Below are 20,224 nucleotides of genomic sequence, written 5' to 3' on the forward strand. Positions count from 1 at the left end.
AAATGAAAGCAACGCCGAGAGTGAGCAAAATAGCTTTATTAGGCAAATTCGCTTATCCAGAGCTGAGGTTATTCACTAAGTTCATTGGATCCTTAGCTTTGTCCCTTTAAAAAATATGATGCATAAGTATCATTTGAAATGAAACAGTCATTTAGACGGTTAATACTTAAAATAAGTTTGAAAATAACGCATTTGAACTGATCTTTTTATCTGAACATTTGCGTACTTTAGTCGTTAGCTAAACTGAATGAGTCGGAGAGTATGGGGATTGCGAATTTACAGTATCAGGAAGACAGCGCATATGAACAACCGATAAGTAATGCGCCTAAAGTTTTACTGACAGAGGATATAGAGGTTACACCACAGCATTTTTTTAAATATCATCACACCCTTGATAGCGTACGTGAGTTGCTAGCCGACATAGAGTTTGAAACCAGTTACCGTCTGGTGGCGAGTGAGCATAACGGATTACTGCGCATGCAGGTTGCTATGCTTAGTAGTGACAACTATCAATCAGGAAACAAAAAGCTGCTGTTTGGTCGGAGTTGGCCAATTGAGGTAAATTTACCTACGTCAGAATTATTACAAACAGCATTACTTGCATTATACGTTGCTCGTGAACATGAGATCCGTGAGCGTTATACGCTTAGCGTAGATGGGGCGGTTACCACGCCATTGAATAATCATCAAGATTTTCCGCTGATTGTCAAAGTCCCGCATCTGCTCTCTCGAGACTTAAACCCTTTAACGAAAACTGGCGTTGAACGGATATTGGAAAAAGTACGCTTTTTAGATAAACCATTCACGCTCGAAAATTACATCGAAATTGATGATGATAAGGTTTTGATAAGTTTAGCTTTATCAAGCCGTGATGATGAGCTGCCTGAGTTCAAGAGTACATCTGTGCATCTTGTTTGCTCGGTGCAAGATGAAAATGCTTTTTACTATGAACTTATGGAAGGGCTATTAAAAATTTCGAAGCAATATATTGCAGAGAACTTTAAATTCAGAGGTATTGCACGCTTTAGTAAGAGTCATTGTGTGGTAAGTCTTGCACAGATCAATCGCAATGTGCGAGATCCTAGTAAGCTAGCAATGTGTGAGCTATCGAGTAAGCAGGCGGCACAATTGAACTATGAAGTAGATGCTACTCGAATGCCTAATGGGTGCGAACAGTTAATGGTGAACTTTATTAAAGAGAACGGCGAGATAGATATTGCCAATAGGCATTTATACCCCTTCTAAAAATGGCCCTCGCAGTAAATGCGAGGGAAACCACAACGTTATAAAAGTAACTTAAGATTGAGTCATCTTTCGTAACGCTTCTTTCTGAGCTGTTGGTAGGTTATCTACCACAATATCATACGAGGTGTTTATCATGCGAATTATTTCGATTTCAGGAACGGACCCATCAAGTATAATGGTATTCCAAAGTCGTTTATTCATATGATAACCCGGTACAATCGATGGGTATTGCTCCCGAAGCACTAATGCTTCATCCGGATCGCACTTTAGGTTTAACCACCAAATTGGTTCTCCGCTCTCATTGACTTGCCCTTCTTTCCCTTCCGAAAGTGTTGCAAACATCTTGTGCTGTACTTTATAGACATCGACATCTTGCGCAAACGGCTGGGTAATAAAAGTTGCAGGCCTATCCTGCAAATATTTATGTACGCTCTTTTGATCCATAGCTCGTGTCCTTGAAGTAACTAATAAATTAAAAACTACATGGCTTAATTTTAGCAGCTATTGTGATAATACTGTAATTCAGTATCGGTAAAAACTATCAGATAGTTTAGACCAATATGTACTAAAGCAAATAAATGTCTTCTATCTAGAGTATTGAATTTAAAATATTTCAATGAGCTTAACCGCTCGCACTCACAAGTACCGATATAGGGTTCTATTTATTTGTGTTTTTTATTACAATATTTAATCATATTGCTGTAAAGCAGGTGATACCTACTCTACAGGCAAACTTCACTACTAAAACTTAAAAAGAATGACCTTTCAAACCATAACGATTGCTTCAATTAAACCTGTAAAATTTTACATGTTGACAATTACTTTAATATTTTCATAGTGTTAACATAAAAATTAAGCAGTTGGAATAAAGCACCCTGTTTAATTGAGCTGCTATTAAATTAAATAATGCCATATTTTGCAACAATTAAAGTTTTTTTGTACAAAAAAAGACCTGGGGTACACTCGGCGCTCGAAGTAAATAGGGGGGAATATATGGTTTATAGCGTTGTTATTGATAAGAGCTTGCACCATGTTTTTTGAAATGACACGCTCAGGTATGCCTGTCAGACGCTGGGTGTTACTTGGTGGCGTTTTTGGCTCTATGAGGGGTCATTACAGAAGTGCTATGTGGCGTTTAACGGCCGGTTCTCTATGTTCTTGGTTGGCGTGATTTTAGCTCAAATTAATTAACGACTTTCAAACTAGGCTGTTCGTTTCGCTCACGTTGCTTCTGACTTTTAAGGAATTCACTAAACTCATCGGGAGATAAAGGCTTTGAGTAATAATATCCTTGAACGGTTTCACAGTTTAAATCTTCGAGAATGACCAGTTGCTCAGCTTGTTCAACGCCTTCAGCAACGACATGTAAATCAAGGTTGTGCGCAATGGTGACTATCGAGTCGACCATATTGCGGCCTCTTTCAGTATTCATGTCGTCAACAAAGGCTTTATCTACTTTTAACGTGTTAAGTGGAAACTGCTTTAAATATGCTAAAGACGAATACCCAGTACCGAAGTCATCAATGGCGAGGTGGATCCCTCTGGCACTTAGGGAACGCATGATAGAAATCGCTTCTTTTGGATCATCCATCACAGTGCCTTCGGTTATCTCCAGTTCAAGGAAATAAGACGGAAGTTGATTTTTCTGCAAGATCACATCAATTCGAGTGGTAAGGTCTGGGAGGCTAAATTGCTTTGCTGATAAGTTTACTGCCACACGGCCGTTAAATAAGTCTTGGTCTATCCAACTCTTGACGTCTTTACAGGCCTTATCCAAGACCACCTCACCAATTTCGATGATTTGCCCTGTTTCTTCTGCAATGGGAATGAATACTCTTGGACTGATGATCCCTTTTTTGGGGGTGATAAAGCGCACAAGGGCTTCCATACCGACGAGCTTACCGGTTTTTATATCCATTTTTGGTTGATAGTAAACAACAAAGTGGTCTTCTTTAAGTCCGTAGCGCATCAGGTTTTCAATTTGAAGGCGCTTCACAGCTTGCTCGTTCATTGAGTCATTAAAGAACAAGTAATGATTGCCTTTTTGCTTTGCATGATACATCGCAGTATCTGCATTTTTTAATAATATCTCTGGCGTAGCGCCATCCTCAGGGAAAAGCACAATACCCACGGATGAAGTGATGACTAACTCATGGTTTGCCATTTTGAATGGGGTGGCTATCGCAGCAAGAAATTGCTTCGCGGTACGTGTGATGGTGTGAATATCATTAGTACCAGACATAACTAACGCAAACTCATCACCGCCTAATCGATAAAACGTGTCTTGCTGGCGCGCAAGCTTATTGAGGCGCATTGCTAGCTTAGCAAGTAAGCTATCACCGAGCTGGTGGCCCAGTGAGTCATTAATTTTCTTAAAATTATCTAAGTCAAATACGAGTAGTGCATGATGGGTTTTTTGTTGTGCCAGCTTTTTTAGATTAGTAAAAAATAGATTTCGATTTGGCAAGCCAGTTGTACGATCTCGATTTGAGAGGTTATGTAACTGAGACTCCGCTTTCTTACGTTCTGTTAAATCCGAAAAGACCACGACATAGTTAGTTATTTGACCTTGGTTATTCTTAATTTCATCGATGGTAATTTCTATAGGAAGCAGAATATCTTTGTGATTTCGTAATTTAAGCTCCTCTTGCCAATGCTCAGTGTCTTTTAGGCACGCCTTTATCTCACTCATGTAGCGATTGTCATAACCTGAAAGTGTAAATGGTCGACCAATATATTGAACTCGTATACCCCCAAATAGTTTTAAATAGCTTGGGTTTAAATCGACCAAGTTAAAATGTCGGTCATAAATGGCAATCGCGTCTGTCAAAGATTCTACACATTTTGCAAATAAGTTGAGTCGTTCTTCTGTACTTTTTAAATGACTAATATCTCTGACTGTACCAGTCATCCTCAAAGGGTTAAGGTTGTTGTCTTTCTCTATTATTTTCCCCCTGTCTAGCACCCAGTGGTATTGATCTAAGCTATCTTTTATTCTGTAACTGGCTTCAAAGAAAGCCGTTTTTTCAGCAATGTGTTGCTTGAGGAGTCGATCAACTAAGGTGATATCTTGTGGGTGAATACGATTGGCATTAGGGATAAATTCTCCTGCGGCACTTTTATGCATCATATATTTGTCATTGATGCGGATTATCTCACCCGTTGCGATGTTCCAATCCCATAAGGTATCACCACTGCCTTCTACAGTGCTTTTTAATCGGTGTTCTGACAATGACAGTGTTTGATGTGCGCGTTTAAGCTTTTTATTGTAAAGGTATTGACCAAGCGTAATAAAAAAAAATACAACAAAAGCCCCAGCCATTAAGGGACTGAAGGTGTTGTTAAGTTCATCGAAGTTTAATGCAAAAGCCGGCTGACTATACACGGCATTTAATAGCATCATGACTACGGATAATTTTTTTATTTGTTTTATCATAGATGCATTAACTATTATCACACTGCTAATTTAATAGAAGCGAGCGGTAGAGTCAAAAATATCGTATCGATCGCAGGGCATAGCTACGATTATTGTTAATTACAGCGCAATGTAACATGTGGATATTCGTTTGCAAAAATACGCTGAATATATGCTATAAAGTCTGGTTTTTCTAAATTATCTAGCTCGGTGATGAGCCTTTTTTGCATACTAAACTCAAAATCATCATTGGTAATGGCAATCCAAAATCGTTGGGCTCTTAAGCGCAGGTTTTTGTCTTTTTCGGCGACTTGTAGCCGCAATGCCTGTTTCGCTTCTAACCACTGGCTATCGGTTAGCTGTGTAATGTTTTTGCTAAAGGAGAGAATAAACGCATGGTGATGTTTACATAAAGTCTCAGGTTTATTGTCTGGAGACTGGATATAAAACGCAACACCAGCACGGGTATTAAAAGGCGCATAGCCACAGCCAACAAGGTAACCTAACTGCAATTCAGTACGGAGCTTGTCGAAGTAATCTTGACTGATCATTTGGTTAAGCATCATTAACGAGACTTTTTCAACCACGCTGTCATTGAGTGCTTGGAAGTACTCAACAATGGCGTGATCTGCATCAGGCTGTGTTATTTCTATGTGTTGTGATGTATTTAATACATTTAAAGGCCGTTTTAAATCCTCTAAAATTTCGCTGGTGCTAAATAGCATTCTGATTTCTTTTTGCATCGTTAAGGCATGGTGTTTTTGCCAATTACCGTGTAAAAACGCTTTGATGTAAATCGAGTTGAAAAACGCTTCTCTAAAGCGTCTAAACTCATTAAAACAAGTTGTTTTTAACGCTGATGCGAGTGCGACTGGGTCTGGATTCCAAGGCATAAGGTGCGCACCAAGCAAGCCAAACAGTTCGCTGACTGGTTTATTATGGCTGTGATTTTGCCAATGCCGGATCAGTTGCTTTTTATATTCGGCGAAACGGGTCGCGCTAATCGATTGTTTTAAAATCGCAGTCAGTAACTCCATAGCAAGTATCGACTGATTACCTGATAGTCCAGCCGTGTGCAGTGTTAGTCCGCCTTGATGAGAGCTTATATGATAATTTAACCCCGCGAGCTCCGCAGGATAAAATTGCTCTGCCATGCCGTCCATCAATAGGTCGGCAAAAAGGCGAGTTAATGCCATACTTTTGGTACTTTCAACTGCAACCGGGGAGTCAATCTCTATATAAAAATGGCCTTTAGTGACACGAAAGGTCGCATCTTGTTTAAACCAAAAAGAAAAACCGGGCTTATCTTTTAATAGCTCTGGCTTATTTGTGGTTGGCTCAATATCAAATAGTGTATTTTCTACCTGTAGGTAAGGGTTGATGGTTGGCAATCTCATTTCAGGCAGTGCAGAGTCAATCTGTGCTAACGCATTTAGCCAATCATGGGGTAACTTTTCCACGTTGTATGGGGTGTTATACCATTTTGCCGTATGCTCAGGGGTGACTTCTGGGTGGATCAACACCAGACGCATATTATGAGGGGTTAAGAAGTTACACAGCTGCTCAAATATCGTCGGGTTATACTCTGTCATTATGTAATCGCCGTATAAGTAATCTTGAGACTCATAATGGTGCATGTTTACGCTTACGCTACTTGCCCAATCAAGTAAACGGCTGGGCTCTTGATTATCAAATGCGATATCAAGCAAAGTTTTTTTGTCTTTGTACAATATTGCCAGGTTGTGCAATTGAGACTTTACAAGTGCGATATACTCAAAGGCCATTTCTACTACATCTTCATAGTAATTGATACCTTCGTCGGTGAGTGCAAAGCTAATATTGAAGTCTTTGAAGTTACTGCCACTCACGCCCCCACCTGCTGAAAGTGCGTTTATCCAACCCTGAGCTTTCATTATAGAGTAAAGTGAGCCTTCACCTTCGTACCCGAGTAAATGCGCCAGAAAACTTAGACTTTTATGTTTATACAACCCCTTAATACAGGGCATTGCGAAACTGATTATCAGTTTTTGCATATGCTTTCTTGGTGTTATTTGTAATAACAGCCCAAGATCTTGCTTTCGATATAAGGGAGCAGTCAGTGGAGGCTTGGGGGCAGAACTGCCTTTAATGTGAGAAAAAAGACGTTCAGCCCATATTTCGAGTTCATCGAGTGATTGGGGGCCGACTATAACGAGGGTCATCCATTGTGCGAGGTAATTATGGTTAAAAAAGGCTCGAACTTCTTCAGCAATACAGTCTTCTTTGTTAGCTAACGTATCTTGATTGCCAACTGAGAATTTGGTGAATGGGTGTTGTGGGTTTGTGGTTTCTTTATGAACTTGATAAATACGCCGGCCATCGTCTTTAATTTTCATTTTAAACTCGGCATCAATGGCATTGCGCTCATTTTCTGTTTGTGAAGCATCTAATAGAGGGGAAATAAAAAAGTCACTAAATAATTGCAATGCTTTAAACAAATGTTGCTGGTGGCAATCAAAGAAATAGCAGCTATGCTCCGTGCCAGTCCATGCGTTGCTCTGACCACCAGCTTGATTAATAAATTGTGAGAAATACCCAGGCTCAGGCATACTCTCAGTACCTAAAAAGAGCATATGTTCTAGAAAATGGGCCATACCTTGACGATCTTTTGGGTCGTCAAAGTGACCAGTATTAACAGTTAATGATGTGGCCGCTTTATCACTGCTTATATCATGGGCTAACAGTACTTTTAGACCATTGTTTAATGTTAGGCTTTTGTAGGTGCGATTATCATTGCTGCTTATTTTCAAGAGTGTGCCGCCAGAGTAATAGTAAGTAAAGTCCAAATTTAGGAACTTTGAACTCGAATTCATTTCAAGTTTATCTAAGGTTTGTTTTAATATAGCGAACAAACGAGGTATTAAGCTACTACGTCGTTAGACAAATTTTAATGTGTATACCCAGGAGTGTCATGAAAACAATATTGATAATGCGACATGGGGAAGCTGTACCAATGCAGGCACAGGATGAAATGCGTGTCTTAACCCAAAAAGGACAAGCGCAAGCTAATGAAATGGGATGGTGGCTAAAAAGCCACTATGCCCCAGATGCGGTGTTAGTAAGCCCGTATTTGCGTGCTCAGCAAACCGCAGAGCAAGTGTTAGCGTTAAACCCAGTTGAGTTTAACGAAACCTGTCAGGATATCATCCCAAGTGGTGATGCCGCATTTGCCGTAGATTACTTAGAAACCTTGATCAGTTTACACCCTCAATATAATACGTGGCTGGTGGTTGCACATATGCCAATTGTCAGTTATTTGGTTGATCAATTGAGCCCAGGAAAAATGCCAATTTTTAATACGGCTGCTGTTGCGGTGATAGAGTATGATGAAGTGGTTCACCGAGGCTGTTTTTTAAAAATGCAAGCACCTTCAAAGTAAAAACCAAAAAATGCGGACAGGTGTCCGCTCTTATTTAAAGTCTCTAATGGTAGACTGAAGGTTAGGGCATATTTATTGTTTTCAAAAAAGAAAATTTTATATACTCGCATAGCCTCCTTAACACTGCGCAACATGTTAACTGTTCCTATTTAGCTCGAAAGACGGGGTTGTTAATCACACCGATTTAAATATTGTAAGGACATATGTCCGCAGTGATGGCTTTTTTGTTGCTAAATGTTGCTAACGTCTGCATATGTGTTGCGATAATTGCAAAAAAACTTCTATTATATTGATGTAAATTACAGCTAGTTTGTAAATAGCTGTTATAATAATGTTCGTCGCATTCAGCCTCTTAGACCCGCTTTGCACTCTCGGATTTGAGGTCCGCGTTTAATATTATCTCGCGAAAAATTGAATGCACCACGCCACCGTGATACGGCGCCCATACAAACCGTTGAACAATAAGAGTGCATCTTTAAAGGTTAAAACCCAACATGAAAGCAATGAAAAGATCTACGTTAGCTACCCTGATTAATGCAACGTTGTTCTCTGCTGTAGCAGGTACTTCATTTTCTTCTATCGCAGCTGAAAACGACACAAGTGCGAAAAGTAATCAATTAGAAGTTATTCAAATCACTGCGCGTAAGCGTGTTGAAAATGCACAAGAAGTGCCTGTATCTGTTTCTGCCTTGCAAGGCGATAACTTAGATGCTTACAGCTCTGCGGGTATGGATATTCGTTTTATGAATGCAAAGATCCCGAGTTTATCGGTTGAGTCTTCATTCGGTCGTACATTCCCACGTTTTTATGTTCGTGGTTTAGGTAATACAGATTTCGATCTAAATGCCTCACAACCTGTATCTTTGGTTGTTGATGAAGTGGTGCAAGAAAACCCAATTTTAAAAGGCTTTCCTGTTTTTGATATCGAACGAGTTGAAGTATTAAGAGGGCCTCAAGGCACGCTTTTTGGTCGTAATACACCAGCAGGCCTTGTTAAATTTGATTCTGTAAAGCCGAGTCAAGAATTTGATGCATATGGTGCATTATCATACGGCAGTAAAGGTTCTACAGATTTTGAAGGTGCATTTGGCACTGGATTGACAGATCGTATTTCAACACGCGTTTCTGTGTTGTGGCAAGATAAAGAAGATTACATTGATGTTAAAGCGCCAGGGTTTGAAAAAGAAAACTCATTAGGTGGTTACAGCGAAAAAGCAGCGCGTGTACAGTTTTTATATGAAGGCGACGACTTCACTGGTTTATTAAACTATCACGTACGTGATTTAGACGGTCGTCCAATCGCATTTCGCGCTAACTTAATTGAAGCGGGTACAAACAACATTAACCCACTGTATGATAATGATGTGGTTTATCATGATGCGGCTTCTCGTGCAACACAGCAGGTTGACACACAAGGTCTTAGTTTAAAGCTTGAGTGGGACTTAAAAGAACATACAGTAACGTCTATTACAGCATGGGAAAGTGCTGAAATTTATTCTAGAGCAGATGTTGATGGGGGTTACGGTAATGCATTTGCACCATCAATGGGACCTGGTGTTATTCCATTTTCATCAGAAACTGCAGATGTTATCCCTGATCATGACCAGCTAACGCAAGAGCTTCGTTTATCAAGTAATTTCTCTGGTGATGTGAATTACCAGATTGGTGTTTTCTTATTTGATGAAGAGCTAACGATTGAAAGCTATAGCTTTGATACGGGTGCTTACGATGCTGTTAATAGTAACTTTGGTTTACAAAACGGTTATGCAGTGCAAGATCAAAGCACTTCAGCTTGGGCCGTATTTGGTTCTTTAGATTACACATTAACAGATGATTTAAAAATCACAGCTGGTCTTCGTTATTCAGATGATGACAAAGAGTTTTACGCTAAGCGTACTAAAACGCCAGTGCCATTTACTGGTGCATCAGATTTTAAAGAAGGCAGTGCTAACCCAAGTGATAGCCATGTGAGCTGGGACTTAAGTGCGGCATATAAGTACAGTGATGACATTAACTTGTTTGCACGTATTGCTAATGGTTTTAGAGCGCCAAGTGTTCAGGGCCGTATTTTATTTGGTGACGAAGTGACAGTGGCTGAGTCTGAAACGATTAACTCGATCGAGGCTGGTATAAAGTCAGATGTATTAGATGGCCAAGGCCGTGTTAATGCCACTGTATTTTACTTCCAAATGAATGATCAGCAGTTAACGGCTGTGGGTGGTGGGGCTAATTTTAACCGCTTAATCAATGCGGATAAAACCACAGGTTATGGCTTCGAGCTTGATACTGAGTGGGTGTTAACGGATGAGCTCAATGCGACATTTAACTTCAGCTACAATAATACTGAATTAAGCGATAATGATCTAGCTGTTCAAGTTTGTGCTCAGTGTACAGTAACTAACTCTGTTAATTCGGCTGGTCTTGCTGTTTTAGATGGGAATAGTTTACCGCATGCACCAGAGTGGATTACGAATGCAACACTACGTTATTCAAAAGAGTTAGAAGGTGGTGAGTTCTTTGTATATGGTGATGTTTCGTATCGTAGTGAAATTAACTTTTTCTTATATGAATCGGTAGAGTTTAAAGGCGATGCTTTGTTTGAAACTGGTGTTCGTGCAGGATATGCATGGGCCGAAGGTGATAATGAGTATGAAGCGTCGGTATTCGTTCGTAACTTATTCGATGAGCAAACAGTGATTGGTGGCGTTGATTTCAACAACAACACCGGTATGTTAAATGAAGAACGCTTTGTGGGTGCTGAGTTTAAGGTACGTTTTTTCTAAACACGTCATTTAGCAAAGTATTTAATGTAAAACCCGTACACAGTGCGGGTTTTTTTGTATCTGTAATGAAAAAAAGCTTAAGAGCTGATAAAGTCACACACATTGCAATAGAGAGAGAATATGTATGGCTGGTTTTTGGAATTATAGGGTGATTTTTTGTGATACAACAAAAGGTGAACCTGCATTATATCAAATCCATGAGGTTGAATATAACTTAAATGGTAAAGTAAGTAATTGGTCAGAAACTGGCGCGGCGCCTTTTGGTCGTTCTATGGATGAACTTCAAGCGGATGCTGAACGATTGAAGTCAGCGTTTGATAAGCCGGTGCTAAAAGTTGCACGCAAAGAACGCGGATATGAACTTGTAGAAGTTGAAACCGGCTTGCCCGCCAGTGCAGAGCCACCAGCAGCTTTGAGCCAATAAAATATTAACCCAAATGATGCAAGGAACATGAATGGATATTAAAGCATTACTATTTGATTTTGATGGAACCTTGGTTAATTCTGAAGCGTTGCATTACAGAAGTTGGCTGAAAGTTCTTGCACCATTTGGAGTCAGTTATAGCGAGAGCGCATTTTGTGATGAATTTTCTGGTGTACCGACCTTGCATTCTGCTGCGGTATTAAAAGCACGTCATAATATTAAGCAAAGTGCGGCTTCTCTTGCAGATAGTAAAAATCGTTATTTTGTTGATACAGCGGCGACGTCTATTCCTTCTTTAATGCCCTCTGCCCAAGAGGTATTACTTTTGGCCAGCAAAGAGTTTCAGTTGGCATTGGTTACTGGCAGTACACGTGCAGAGGCTTTACCTGTATTGCGTCATTACGACTTGTTAAAGTATTTTGCTGTGGTGGTGTGTAAAGATGATATTACCCGGCCTAAACCTCACCCTGAGCCATATACGCATGCGTTGTCGTTGATTGAAAAATCACCACACCAGGCGGTGGCTATTGAAGATACGTATACCGGATTATGCTCGGCTTGTGCTGCAGGCGTACAAACAATTTTGGTACCAAATGCACATTCAAAAGACCAAGACGCCACAGGTGCAAGTGCTATAGCTCAAGACTTAAAGGTTGCGTGGCAGCATATTACACAATTAATTTCAAATTAAGCTACACTTTAGTCTCACTTTACTCTCATTAAGTGCAAGGAGCCTAACATGAGTATTAGATGGATTTTATGGGCAATATTATTATTTTCATTCGCTAATTTTGCGATAGCAGAGCCATTGTCTTATTCGGTTCAGTTGGCGAAACGTTATCAGGCAGAACTCCCCGTTAGTTTTTATCATGTGAGCGAAAAATATGACGGCGTCCGAGCCATTTGGGATGGTAAACAGCTTAAAACCCGCACAGGGAATGTGATCCATGCACCGACATGGTTTACTGATAAATTACCAAAGCAGTGGTTAGATGGTGAGTTATGGGCAGGCTACAATAACTTTGCTTATGTTAGCTCGTTAGCGAGGCGCACGGTGCCTAATAACAAGAACTGGCAACAAGTAAGTTATATGGTCTTTGATGCCCCAGACAGTACTCAGCCTTTTAGCCAAAGGTATCAGCTATATCATCAGACTTTATCAAAAGTGGCGTTACCCCATGTGAAACCCGTTGTTCAGCATCGTTTTGAAAACCACCGACAACTAGAGCGCTTTTTTAATACGGTTGTTAAAAAAGGGGGGGAAGGTGTGATGCTGCATTTAAGCAGTGCAAAGCATACAGGGGGGAGAACAAAAAATTTACTTAAATATAAGCCCTATCAGGATGCTGAAGCGAAAGTGATTGCACATTTACCAGGTAAAGGGCGTTATATTGGTAAAACGGGTGCTTTGCTCGTGAAAAGCGAGTCTGGTATTGAATTTAAAATTGGCTCAGGGTTGAGTGATAATGAGCGTGATACACCGCCCGAAATCGGCTCTATTGTGTCGTTTCGTCATCAAGGTTTTACTAAGTATGGCAAACCTCGTTTTGCGGTTTTTTTAGGGCCGAAAACGACATTTTAATCACTTGCTAAGTGTGTTACTCTGCGCGACCTTTTTTTGTGTTGTGAGGTCGTATGATCGTTGGTTTTGATTATGGAAGTTCTAATTGTGCAATGGGCGTCATGGGCGAACAGGGGGTAAAATTAATTAGCTTAGAGGCAGAACGCACTTACTTACCTTCTACACTATACGCACAACACAATGCGCTGGTTGTTGATTACGTTGCTAAGCAACTTCAAAACCGCAATGCCACAGAGGCTACTCTATACTGTGAGTCTCGGGCTAACACATTGAACTCACTACCAGCGATCCGTCGTGACTTAGGTTTAAGTCAGTCCGAATCTGGGTTAGCCATTGGTTCAGCAGCCATCTCTGAATATATTGATTTTCCTGAAGAAGGTTATTTTGTTAAGTCTCCTAAATCTTTCTTTGGGGCTGTTGGTTTAAAAGCCCAACAGATCGCTTTTTTTGAAGACATTGCTACAGCAATGATAATGCAAATTAAGCAGCGTGCTGAACACCAACTAAGACAAGCGTTAACGCATACTGTCATTGGTCGCCCGGTTAACTTCCAAGCCATAGGTGGCGAACAAAGTAACCAACAAGCGACAGATATTTTGACTGTTGCAGCAAAGCGCGCTGGTTTTTTGGAAGTTGACTTTTTATTTGAGCCCCTTGCCGCTGGTATTGATTATGAAACATCCCTGAGTGAAGACAAAAAAGTGTTGGTTGTGGACATTGGTGGAGGAACCAGTGATTGTTCATTTGTGCAAATGGGGCCAAGCTACCGAGGCAAAAGTGTTAGAGAGCAAGACTTTTTATCGCATAGCGGCAAGCGTATTGGCGGTAACGATTTAGATATCGCATTGTCGTTTCATAAATTAATGCCATTATGTGGGTTGGGTAGCCAGTTAAAATCAGGGTTGCCCATGCCAAACCAGCCTTTTTGGCAAGCTTGTAAAATTAACGACCTACAGTTACAAACCGATTTTTATAGCAGCTCAAACAGCAGAGCACTAGAGTCTATGCTTAGAGATGTTGGTGAACCGCAGAAGCTAGCTCGTTTGATCACGGTGCAGCAGCAAAAGCTAGGTCACCAAATTGTTCGACAGGGTGAATTGGGTAAAATTACGCTTTCGCAAGAAGCGCAATTTGCAGCAAATTTAAGCTTTATTGAACAGGGCTTGAATCAAACTGTGTCTGTAAATGAATTAGCTGAGTCTATTGATGACAGCCTAATACAAATTTGTGCTTTAGCAAAACAAGCTATTAGTGATGCCAATACCCAACCAGATGTAATTTATTTAACTGGGGGCAGCGCGCAGTCACCATTATTAAAGGCGAAGTTGCAGCAAGCTTTGGGTGATATACCCATGCTAAATGGCGATAACTTTGGCAGTGTCACAGCAGGTTTAACTAAGTGGGCTGAACAGATCTTTCGCTGATCATGTCGGGTGTTTTTGTTGCCATCTAAATTGGGCTTTAACTTCAGTTAAAGCCCAGCTCTGTATGAGTGCTTTATTACAGCAGAAGATTAATTGCTAAGGCAATGAAAATAAGCCCAGAGACCCTGTCTATCCATAGTGGGGCTTGAGGGTGTTTACGGAAGTAATTGGCAATTTTGTCTCCGGCATAAATGTAAGCACAATCAATGGGAAAGGCCATAATAGGATACAGTAGGCCTAATATAGTCAGTTGTAAAGTGGTTGATGAAAGGCTCGGGTCAACGAACTGAGGGATAAATGCGATAAAAAACAACGCAACCTTCGGGTTGAGTACCTCAGTCATCATGGCTTGAAAAAAAACATTGCCGGTTTTTTTTGTGCTGACGTGCGGTTTATTCTTCACAGGCTCATGGTGCTGTAGGCTTGATTTTATGGTCATGATCCCTAAATAGCATAGGTACGCAGCCCCTAAATATTGCACCGTTGAATAAGCAATGGGTGATGCTTTTAATAATGCAGATAGGCCTACAACAGCAAAAACGGTATGTATTACTCCCCCCATCGCAAATCCCAGCGCACTTTGCATGCCCGCTGTGCGCCCATTCGTAAATGTTTGCGCCATTAAAAATGCATTGGATGGCCCAGGTGCGACAGCAATAATTGTACTTGCAATGATAAATGACAGTAAAGAGTCTGGATTGAGCATGTATGTTCTAATTATTATTTTTAATTGAATAGTATAATAATTTACAGTAATAAATACAGTAACTATTACAATCAGAATACATTAATATGCAACAAAAGCGGGCTAGGTGCCCGCTCACAATTAGGTTGGGTTGGGACATGATCTGAGCGAATGCAAATCAAATTGCGATTGTAAATTTGCGTATAATCATATTTGTCACAGGCTATTAAACAGCACGACTATGACAGCTGTATGACTAATAGGCACAATAATTAAACTCTGCTCTGGATAAGTGAACTTGCCTAGTGAAGCTATTTCTCTCACGCTCGGCGTTGCTTTTATTTGTAATAGCCCGTTATTACAAATAAAAGCGCCTTGATATTGAGCAAAATATCATCATTGGATTGTAGTTAAGTTTGTTTTCAATAACATTTTCTATTCCAAAACCTTTATCCAAACCTGAGGTTAATTAACAGTCACTACTGTGCACAAGGTGTTTTGATTTACTCAGTAATACGATTAAAAAAGGAACCGAAAATAACAGATGCATAGCGAGCTGAATAGGCGCGCTCAGTGCCAACTGTTGAGTACAGAGCGCTAAAAAACCAGCGCCACTCATTTGCATAACGCCTATCAGTGCAGAGGCAGTGCCAGCCTGTTTAGGAAAGCCAGATAGCGCTTTTCCGGCAGCAGATCCCAAGGTAAATGCAAACCCGATTGAAGCAATATACATCGGGAGCATAATTGCGCCAGGGTGTCGAATATCAGCGCATACAAGCATGAGAAGTGCACCTAAGGCAAACAGTGATAGCCCTAGTGTGAGTGCTTTTTGAGAATTCTTTTTGATAAATAGGGGCGCCACAAAGCAAGCGGCAATACTAAGGACTGCATTTATAGTAAACCACAACGTAAATGTACTGACAGAGCCATGTAATTCGTTCATGATCCAACCTGGAGTCGTGGTAACAAAGACTAACATCGCAGCCATTGCGATCATAGTAAGTGCCGCGTTAAACATAAATTCAGTGTTTCTGAGCATAGGTAAAAAACGTCTTAAATCTAAAATGTGCCCTTGATATACCGTGTCTTTTGGCCTTGTTTCACGAAATAGCAGCTGTGTGAGCAGCAGTCCAAAGATTGCAAAACCGGTTAAAAAAGTAAAATTACTACGCCAGCCAAACTCAACGGTTAGCCAAGCGCCTAAAATAGGGGCAAGTGCGGGTATAAAACAAACGATACCATTTAAATAAGTGATCATTTGCCCACTCCCTTTGTGACCAAAGCTGTCTCTGACAATCGCAAATGCAGCGACGAATGTGGCACAAGCACCAAACCCTTGTAATGCCCGTGCGAGCATGACTACTTCCCAATTCGGTGATAAAACGGCAATGGCTGCGCCTATCGTGAACAGTAATATTCCTGACATCGCGATTGGCTTGCGGCCAAATCGATCCGCGAGTGGCCCTGCAATGAGCTGCCCTAAACCAACCGTAAGCATATATACACTGATAGTTTGTTGAATATGCCCTTCAGAAACATTCAAACCTTGCTGCATAGCAACAAATGCGGGCAAATAGATATCAATCCCTAATGGACAAAAAATAACGAGTAAGGCGAGGATAAATATAAGAGATTTACTACGTGGCTGAGTCATGATCACTTCTTTTGGGAGTCCGTTACCGCGCTATTTTAATCATCATAGTAAAAAAGAACAGGACATAACGCCGATCTCATGAAATATTTTATTCTATTACACGTGGCGGTTGTTTTATCATCTGGTCTGATGTGTTAGTTTGGAAGTATGAATTTGCGAAGGAATATAGAATGACTGCTCCACTTCTTAAAATATATAAAAAAATGAAATGGTTACCATTTGGCCAATGGCTGTTTAGCAAAGCGGTATGTAGAAAAGCGCCGTACTTTGCTTCAATTAAACCCGCCATAACACATCTAGAGCCAGGTCTATGTCGAGCCTCGGTGCCCAAGCGTAAGGCGGTGTTTAACCACATAGGAACTGTCCATGCCATTGCGCAATGTAATTTAGCTGAGCTTTGTGCGGGTGTGATGGTCGATGCGACAGTGCCCCATAAGACGCATCGCTGGATCCCCAAAGGGATGACGGTACAGTACTTAAAAAAAGCGGAAACAGACATTCGTGCTGAGGCAAAAATTATTCTACCGAGGGAGTGGCAAGATAAAGAAGATTTAATTGTGCCTGTAGAAGTGTTCGATCTACATGGTACAAAAGTGTTCCATGCAGACATTAATATGTATATTACACAGCGCTAATTATTATGCGCTGGAATGTTCAGAAATTGGGGTAATATTGGTTACCTCAGTCTTATGGGTCAGTTTACCCTCAATGAGTGCACCTGCCTCAATACTTAATGTGTCGTGCAGTACGTCTCCATGTACTTTGGCTGTTTCTTCTAACATGACTTGGTCTGCATCAATACAGCCATCGACAGTGCCTTTTATAAGTACTTGATGTGCTTTTATGTTCCCTACAATCACTCCATGCTGGCCAACAATAAGTACGTTGACCATCAGATCTCCTGTCACTTTACCATCAATCTGTAACTCTCCTTCACAGGTAATATTACCTTCTACATGCGTATTTGGAGAAATCAAGGCTGGGATCCCTGATGTGGTTTCAAGCGGTTTTTTTTTACTTCTACTGAACACGATTAATCACCTTGGCGAGCTTTACTGGATTGATCTGCTTATTATTTTGTAGTACTTCGTAGTGTAGATGAGTACTGGTACTGCGTCCAGTACTGCCCATAAGTGCGATAGTGTCTGATTTTTTTACTGCTTGGCCTTTAGTTACTTTAATTGTGTGGAGGTGGCCAAAGCGGGTGGTGATGCCGTTTTTGTGCTGTATTTCTATGAATTTACCATAGCCGCCATTCGTGCCAGCGCGTAATACGGTGCCAGCTGCTGGCGCGACAATGGCCGTTTTATGCCAGCCTGCAAGGTCAACCCCTTTATGAAAAGCGCGTCTTCCTGTCATCGGATCTTTACGAAACCCAAATGGACTGGAAATATAATAATCGTCTTTTGCTACCGGCATTTCAGAGGGTAAATGGGTTATGAGCTGCTCTAACTCGCTGAGTTCGACTAATTTATCAATGGTGTTGATATAATGTGTGGGTAATTGCTCAAGCACTAAGGAGTGATAAGGTCCACCTTGTGCTAAAGTGTCAGTGCTACGAAATACCACGCCTGCTTCATCTAATAGCTGGTTGATAGACAGTGTCCGAGTCTCAATAGTATGGTCAAGCGCAGTAATAAGTTGTTCTTGGAGTTGGTGCACTTGTTGGCTTTTTACTTGAAATGATGCTTGAGGTGCGTTGTGTTCTTGCTCAGCTTTTACGGTGTTATCGTCTCGTGAGGGCGGTAATGCCTCGATTAAGCTTTGTAATGCAAGCTGTTTTTCAGTCAACTCACTGAGCTTATGTTGTTGTTGTTGCAGCTGTTGTTGGAGTTGTGTCTTTTCTTGAAGCCATTGGTGTTGTTGTGCTTCGTTGGCAACATTGAGAGTCGTGATGACGTTCTTTTGAGCGAAAAATGCGTTACTTACAATAATCAACCATATCATTAATGCCACTAAGCTTATAACAACCATTAACTGTAACCAGCTAGAAAGCGTGATCATACCCACTTCACCATTTTGGCGAAGTAGCAACTGACGCTTTTGAAATAACCGATTAAATAGGGTGTTTGTAGAGTTCAGCATACACATATAAAATTAAAATTAACGCCTCACTTTAACAATTTTTATACAAAAAGCCAGTATAAAAGTCTAAAAAAAGGCGTACTTATGCACGCCTTTGATTTTTATAAACTTTTAATTTTGATTATTTTGCAGGCAAAATAGTCCCTTCTACAGAACCAAACCCGATACGGTTGAAGCCTTCAGCTTCACACCAACCACGCATGATCACGGTGTCACCGTCTTCTAGGAACTTACGCTCTTCACCATTAGTTAGGGTAATACTTTCTTTACCACCACGAGACAGCTCAAGCAATGAACCCGCCTCTTCGTGGTCTGGGCCAGACTGTGTGCCTGAACCTAGCATATCACCCGGTAGGAAGTTACAACCATTTACAGTATGGTGAGTGACCATTTGTGCAACGGTCCAGTAGCTATGCTTGAAGCTAGACTCTGACACTTTACTAGGCGCATGGTTATCGGCACGCATCTTTTGTGTTTCAATAGCAACATCCATTTGAATATCGAATGAACCTGATTCACGGTTTTGCGCTGACTCTAAATACTCAAGCGGTTGAGGATCGTTTTCATCACGTGTCCATTGCGTACGATACGGCGCTAGAGCTTCGGTTGTTACAATCCAAGGGGAAACGGTTGAGGCAAAGTTTTTAGCTAAGAATGGACCTAGAGGTTGATATTCCCAAGCCTGTAAGTCACGCGCTGACCAGTCATTAAATAAACAGAAACCAAATACATGGTTTTCTGCGTTTTCAATAGCAATGTGCTCACCTAGCTCGTTACCCTTACCTAGGTAAATACCTAATTCTAATTCGTAATCTAAACGCTTACATGGACCAAAAGATGGCGTATCAGCGTCAGGCGCTTTAGTTTGTCCTTTTGGACGAGGGAACGCTTGACCAGACACATCAATCGACGATGAACGGCCATGATAACCAATTGGTACCCACTTGTAGTTAGGTAAAAGTGGGTTATCAGGGCGGAACAAGCTACCTACAGCAGTCGCATGATAAATTGAAGTATAAAAGTCAGTATAATCGCCAATATGACATGGCATTGAGTATTCAACGTCAGATTGTGGAACCAACGCACCTTCAAGTGTATTTTGGTGATCAGAACCTTCACGCAGTGCACGTGAAAGCGCAAGGCGAAGTGCAGACCAGTATGATTGGCCCATACCCATAAATTCATTTAATGCAGCGGCGTTAGCTGCTGTAACAGCACTGTGTGCTTCACCAGAGAAAATCCCCGCTTCAGCAACAATGGCTAAATCTAAAACTTGGTCGCCAATGGCAACGCCACCGCGAAACTCTTCGCTGCTATTGGCACGGCGAAAAATGGCAAAAGGTAAGTTTTGAATAGGGAAATCGGTACCTGATTGGTTTGCGCTTGCAACCCAGCTAGTTAAGCTATTATCGTGTGTTTCGTTAATAAAAGACATCATCTTTCCTGTTTAACTAAAGTTAGGGCTATTTTGCCTTAACTTAAATAGAAAAGCAGCTTACTTAGAAATAA

16 protein-coding genes are annotated in these 20,224 nt (G+C 40.9%); 8 read left to right on the forward strand and 8 right to left on the reverse strand.

Annotated elements, in window-relative coordinates; translation table 11 throughout:
* Positions 1-261: 261 nt before the first annotated feature.
* Positions 262-1,245, forward strand: coding sequence for a hypothetical protein (locus CWC18_RS06685; RefSeq protein WP_138590848.1), 984 nt, complete (start codon positions 262-264; stop codon positions 1,243-1,245).
* A gap of 51 nt (positions 1,246-1,296) precedes the next feature.
* On the opposite strand, the gene CWC18_RS06690 is transcribed toward CWC18_RS06685, so the two are convergent.
* The 3 genes from CWC18_RS06690 to CWC18_RS06700 all read right to left on the reverse strand — a co-directional run bounded on the left by CWC18_RS06690 (position 1,297) and on the right by CWC18_RS06700 (position 7,449).
* A complete protein-coding gene (locus CWC18_RS06690; protein WP_138590850.1) occupies positions 1,297-1,689 on the reverse strand; it encodes an MmcQ/YjbR family DNA-binding protein in 393 nt (130 codons plus the stop codon).
* A gap of 739 nt (positions 1,690-2,428) precedes the next feature.
* Positions 2,429-4,681, reverse strand: a complete 2,253-nt coding sequence (locus CWC18_RS06695) for a putative bifunctional diguanylate cyclase/phosphodiesterase (RefSeq protein ID WP_138674966.1) — start codon at positions 4,679-4,681, stop codon at positions 2,429-2,431.
* 95 nt (positions 4,682-4,776) lie between these two features.
* Positions 4,777-7,449 carry an insulinase family protein gene (locus CWC18_RS06700; RefSeq protein ID WP_249348137.1) on the reverse strand — a complete coding sequence of 891 codons (2,673 nt, stop codon included), beginning with the start codon at positions 7,447-7,449 and terminating at the stop codon, positions 4,777-4,779.
* 161 nt (positions 7,450-7,610) lie between these two features.
* Here CWC18_RS06700 and sixA point away from each other — a divergent pair, with 161 nt between their 5' ends.
* The 6 genes from sixA to yegD all read left to right on the forward strand — a co-directional run bounded on the left by sixA (position 7,611) and on the right by yegD (position 14,291).
* Complete coding sequence (gene sixA, locus CWC18_RS06705; protein WP_138590856.1) at positions 7,611-8,078, forward strand: phosphohistidine phosphatase SixA; 468 nt, start codon at positions 7,611-7,613, stop codon at positions 8,076-8,078.
* A 494-nt stretch (positions 8,079-8,572) separates the two neighbouring features.
* A complete protein-coding gene (locus tag CWC18_RS06710) occupies positions 8,573-10,861 on the forward strand; it encodes a TonB-dependent receptor (protein ID WP_138674967.1) in 2,289 nt (762 codons plus the stop codon).
* Between the two features lie 124 nt (positions 10,862-10,985).
* A complete protein-coding gene (locus CWC18_RS06715) occupies positions 10,986-11,285 on the forward strand; it encodes a hypothetical protein (protein WP_138674968.1) in 300 nt (99 codons plus the stop codon).
* Between the two features lie 31 nt (positions 11,286-11,316).
* Positions 11,317-11,976 (forward strand): HAD family hydrolase, encoded by a 660-nt coding sequence (locus CWC18_RS06720; RefSeq protein WP_138590862.1) that lies wholly within the window; start codon positions 11,317-11,319, stop codon positions 11,974-11,976.
* A 48-nt stretch (positions 11,977-12,024) separates the two neighbouring features.
* The gene (locus CWC18_RS06725; protein ID WP_138590864.1) at positions 12,025-12,867 is read left to right on the forward strand and encodes a DNA ligase; all 843 of its coding nucleotides are present in this window, start codon (positions 12,025-12,027) and stop codon (positions 12,865-12,867) included.
* A gap of 53 nt (positions 12,868-12,920) precedes the next feature.
* A complete protein-coding gene (gene yegD, locus CWC18_RS06730) occupies positions 12,921-14,291 on the forward strand; it encodes a molecular chaperone (RefSeq protein WP_138590866.1) in 1,371 nt (456 codons plus the stop codon).
* A gap of 76 nt (positions 14,292-14,367) precedes the next feature.
* Here yegD and CWC18_RS06735 read toward each other — a convergent pair whose 3' ends face one another.
* Positions 14,368-14,997 carry a LysE family translocator gene (locus CWC18_RS06735; RefSeq protein ID WP_138590868.1) on the reverse strand — a complete coding sequence of 210 codons (630 nt, stop codon included), beginning with the start codon at positions 14,995-14,997 and terminating at the stop codon, positions 14,368-14,370.
* 448 nt (positions 14,998-15,445) lie between these two features.
* Positions 15,446-16,630 carry a multidrug effflux MFS transporter gene (locus tag CWC18_RS06740; RefSeq protein ID WP_138590870.1) on the reverse strand — a complete coding sequence of 395 codons (1,185 nt, stop codon included), beginning with the start codon at positions 16,628-16,630 and terminating at the stop codon, positions 15,446-15,448.
* A 170-nt stretch (positions 16,631-16,800) separates the two neighbouring features.
* On the opposite strand from CWC18_RS06740, the gene CWC18_RS06745 reads away from it, so the two are divergent.
* A complete protein-coding gene (locus CWC18_RS06745) occupies positions 16,801-17,265 on the forward strand; it encodes a hotdog fold domain-containing protein (protein ID WP_138590872.1) in 465 nt (154 codons plus the stop codon).
* Positions 17,266-17,268: 3 nt separating this feature from the next.
* On the opposite strand, the gene CWC18_RS06750 is transcribed toward CWC18_RS06745, so the two are convergent.
* The 3 genes from CWC18_RS06750 to fahA all read right to left on the reverse strand — a co-directional run bounded on the left by CWC18_RS06750 (position 17,269) and on the right by fahA (position 20,150).
* Entirely contained in the window at positions 17,269-17,661 is a 393-nt protein-coding gene (locus tag CWC18_RS06750) for a bactofilin family protein (RefSeq protein ID WP_138590874.1), read from the reverse strand.
* Entirely contained in the window at positions 17,651-18,715 is a 1,065-nt protein-coding gene (locus CWC18_RS06755; RefSeq protein ID WP_138674969.1) for a M23 family metallopeptidase, read from the reverse strand. Before CWC18_RS06755 ends, CWC18_RS06750 begins: the two co-directional genes overlap by 11 nt.
* A gap of 121 nt (positions 18,716-18,836) precedes the next feature.
* The gene (gene fahA, locus CWC18_RS06760; RefSeq protein WP_138590878.1) at positions 18,837-20,150 is read right to left on the reverse strand and encodes a fumarylacetoacetase; all 1,314 of its coding nucleotides are present in this window, start codon (positions 20,148-20,150) and stop codon (positions 18,837-18,839) included.
* Positions 20,151-20,224: the final 74 nt, after the last annotated feature.

The organism is Pseudoalteromonas aurantia (assembly GCF_005886875.1).
GTDB lineage: Bacteria > Pseudomonadota > Gammaproteobacteria > Enterobacterales > Alteromonadaceae > Pseudoalteromonas > Pseudoalteromonas aurantia_A.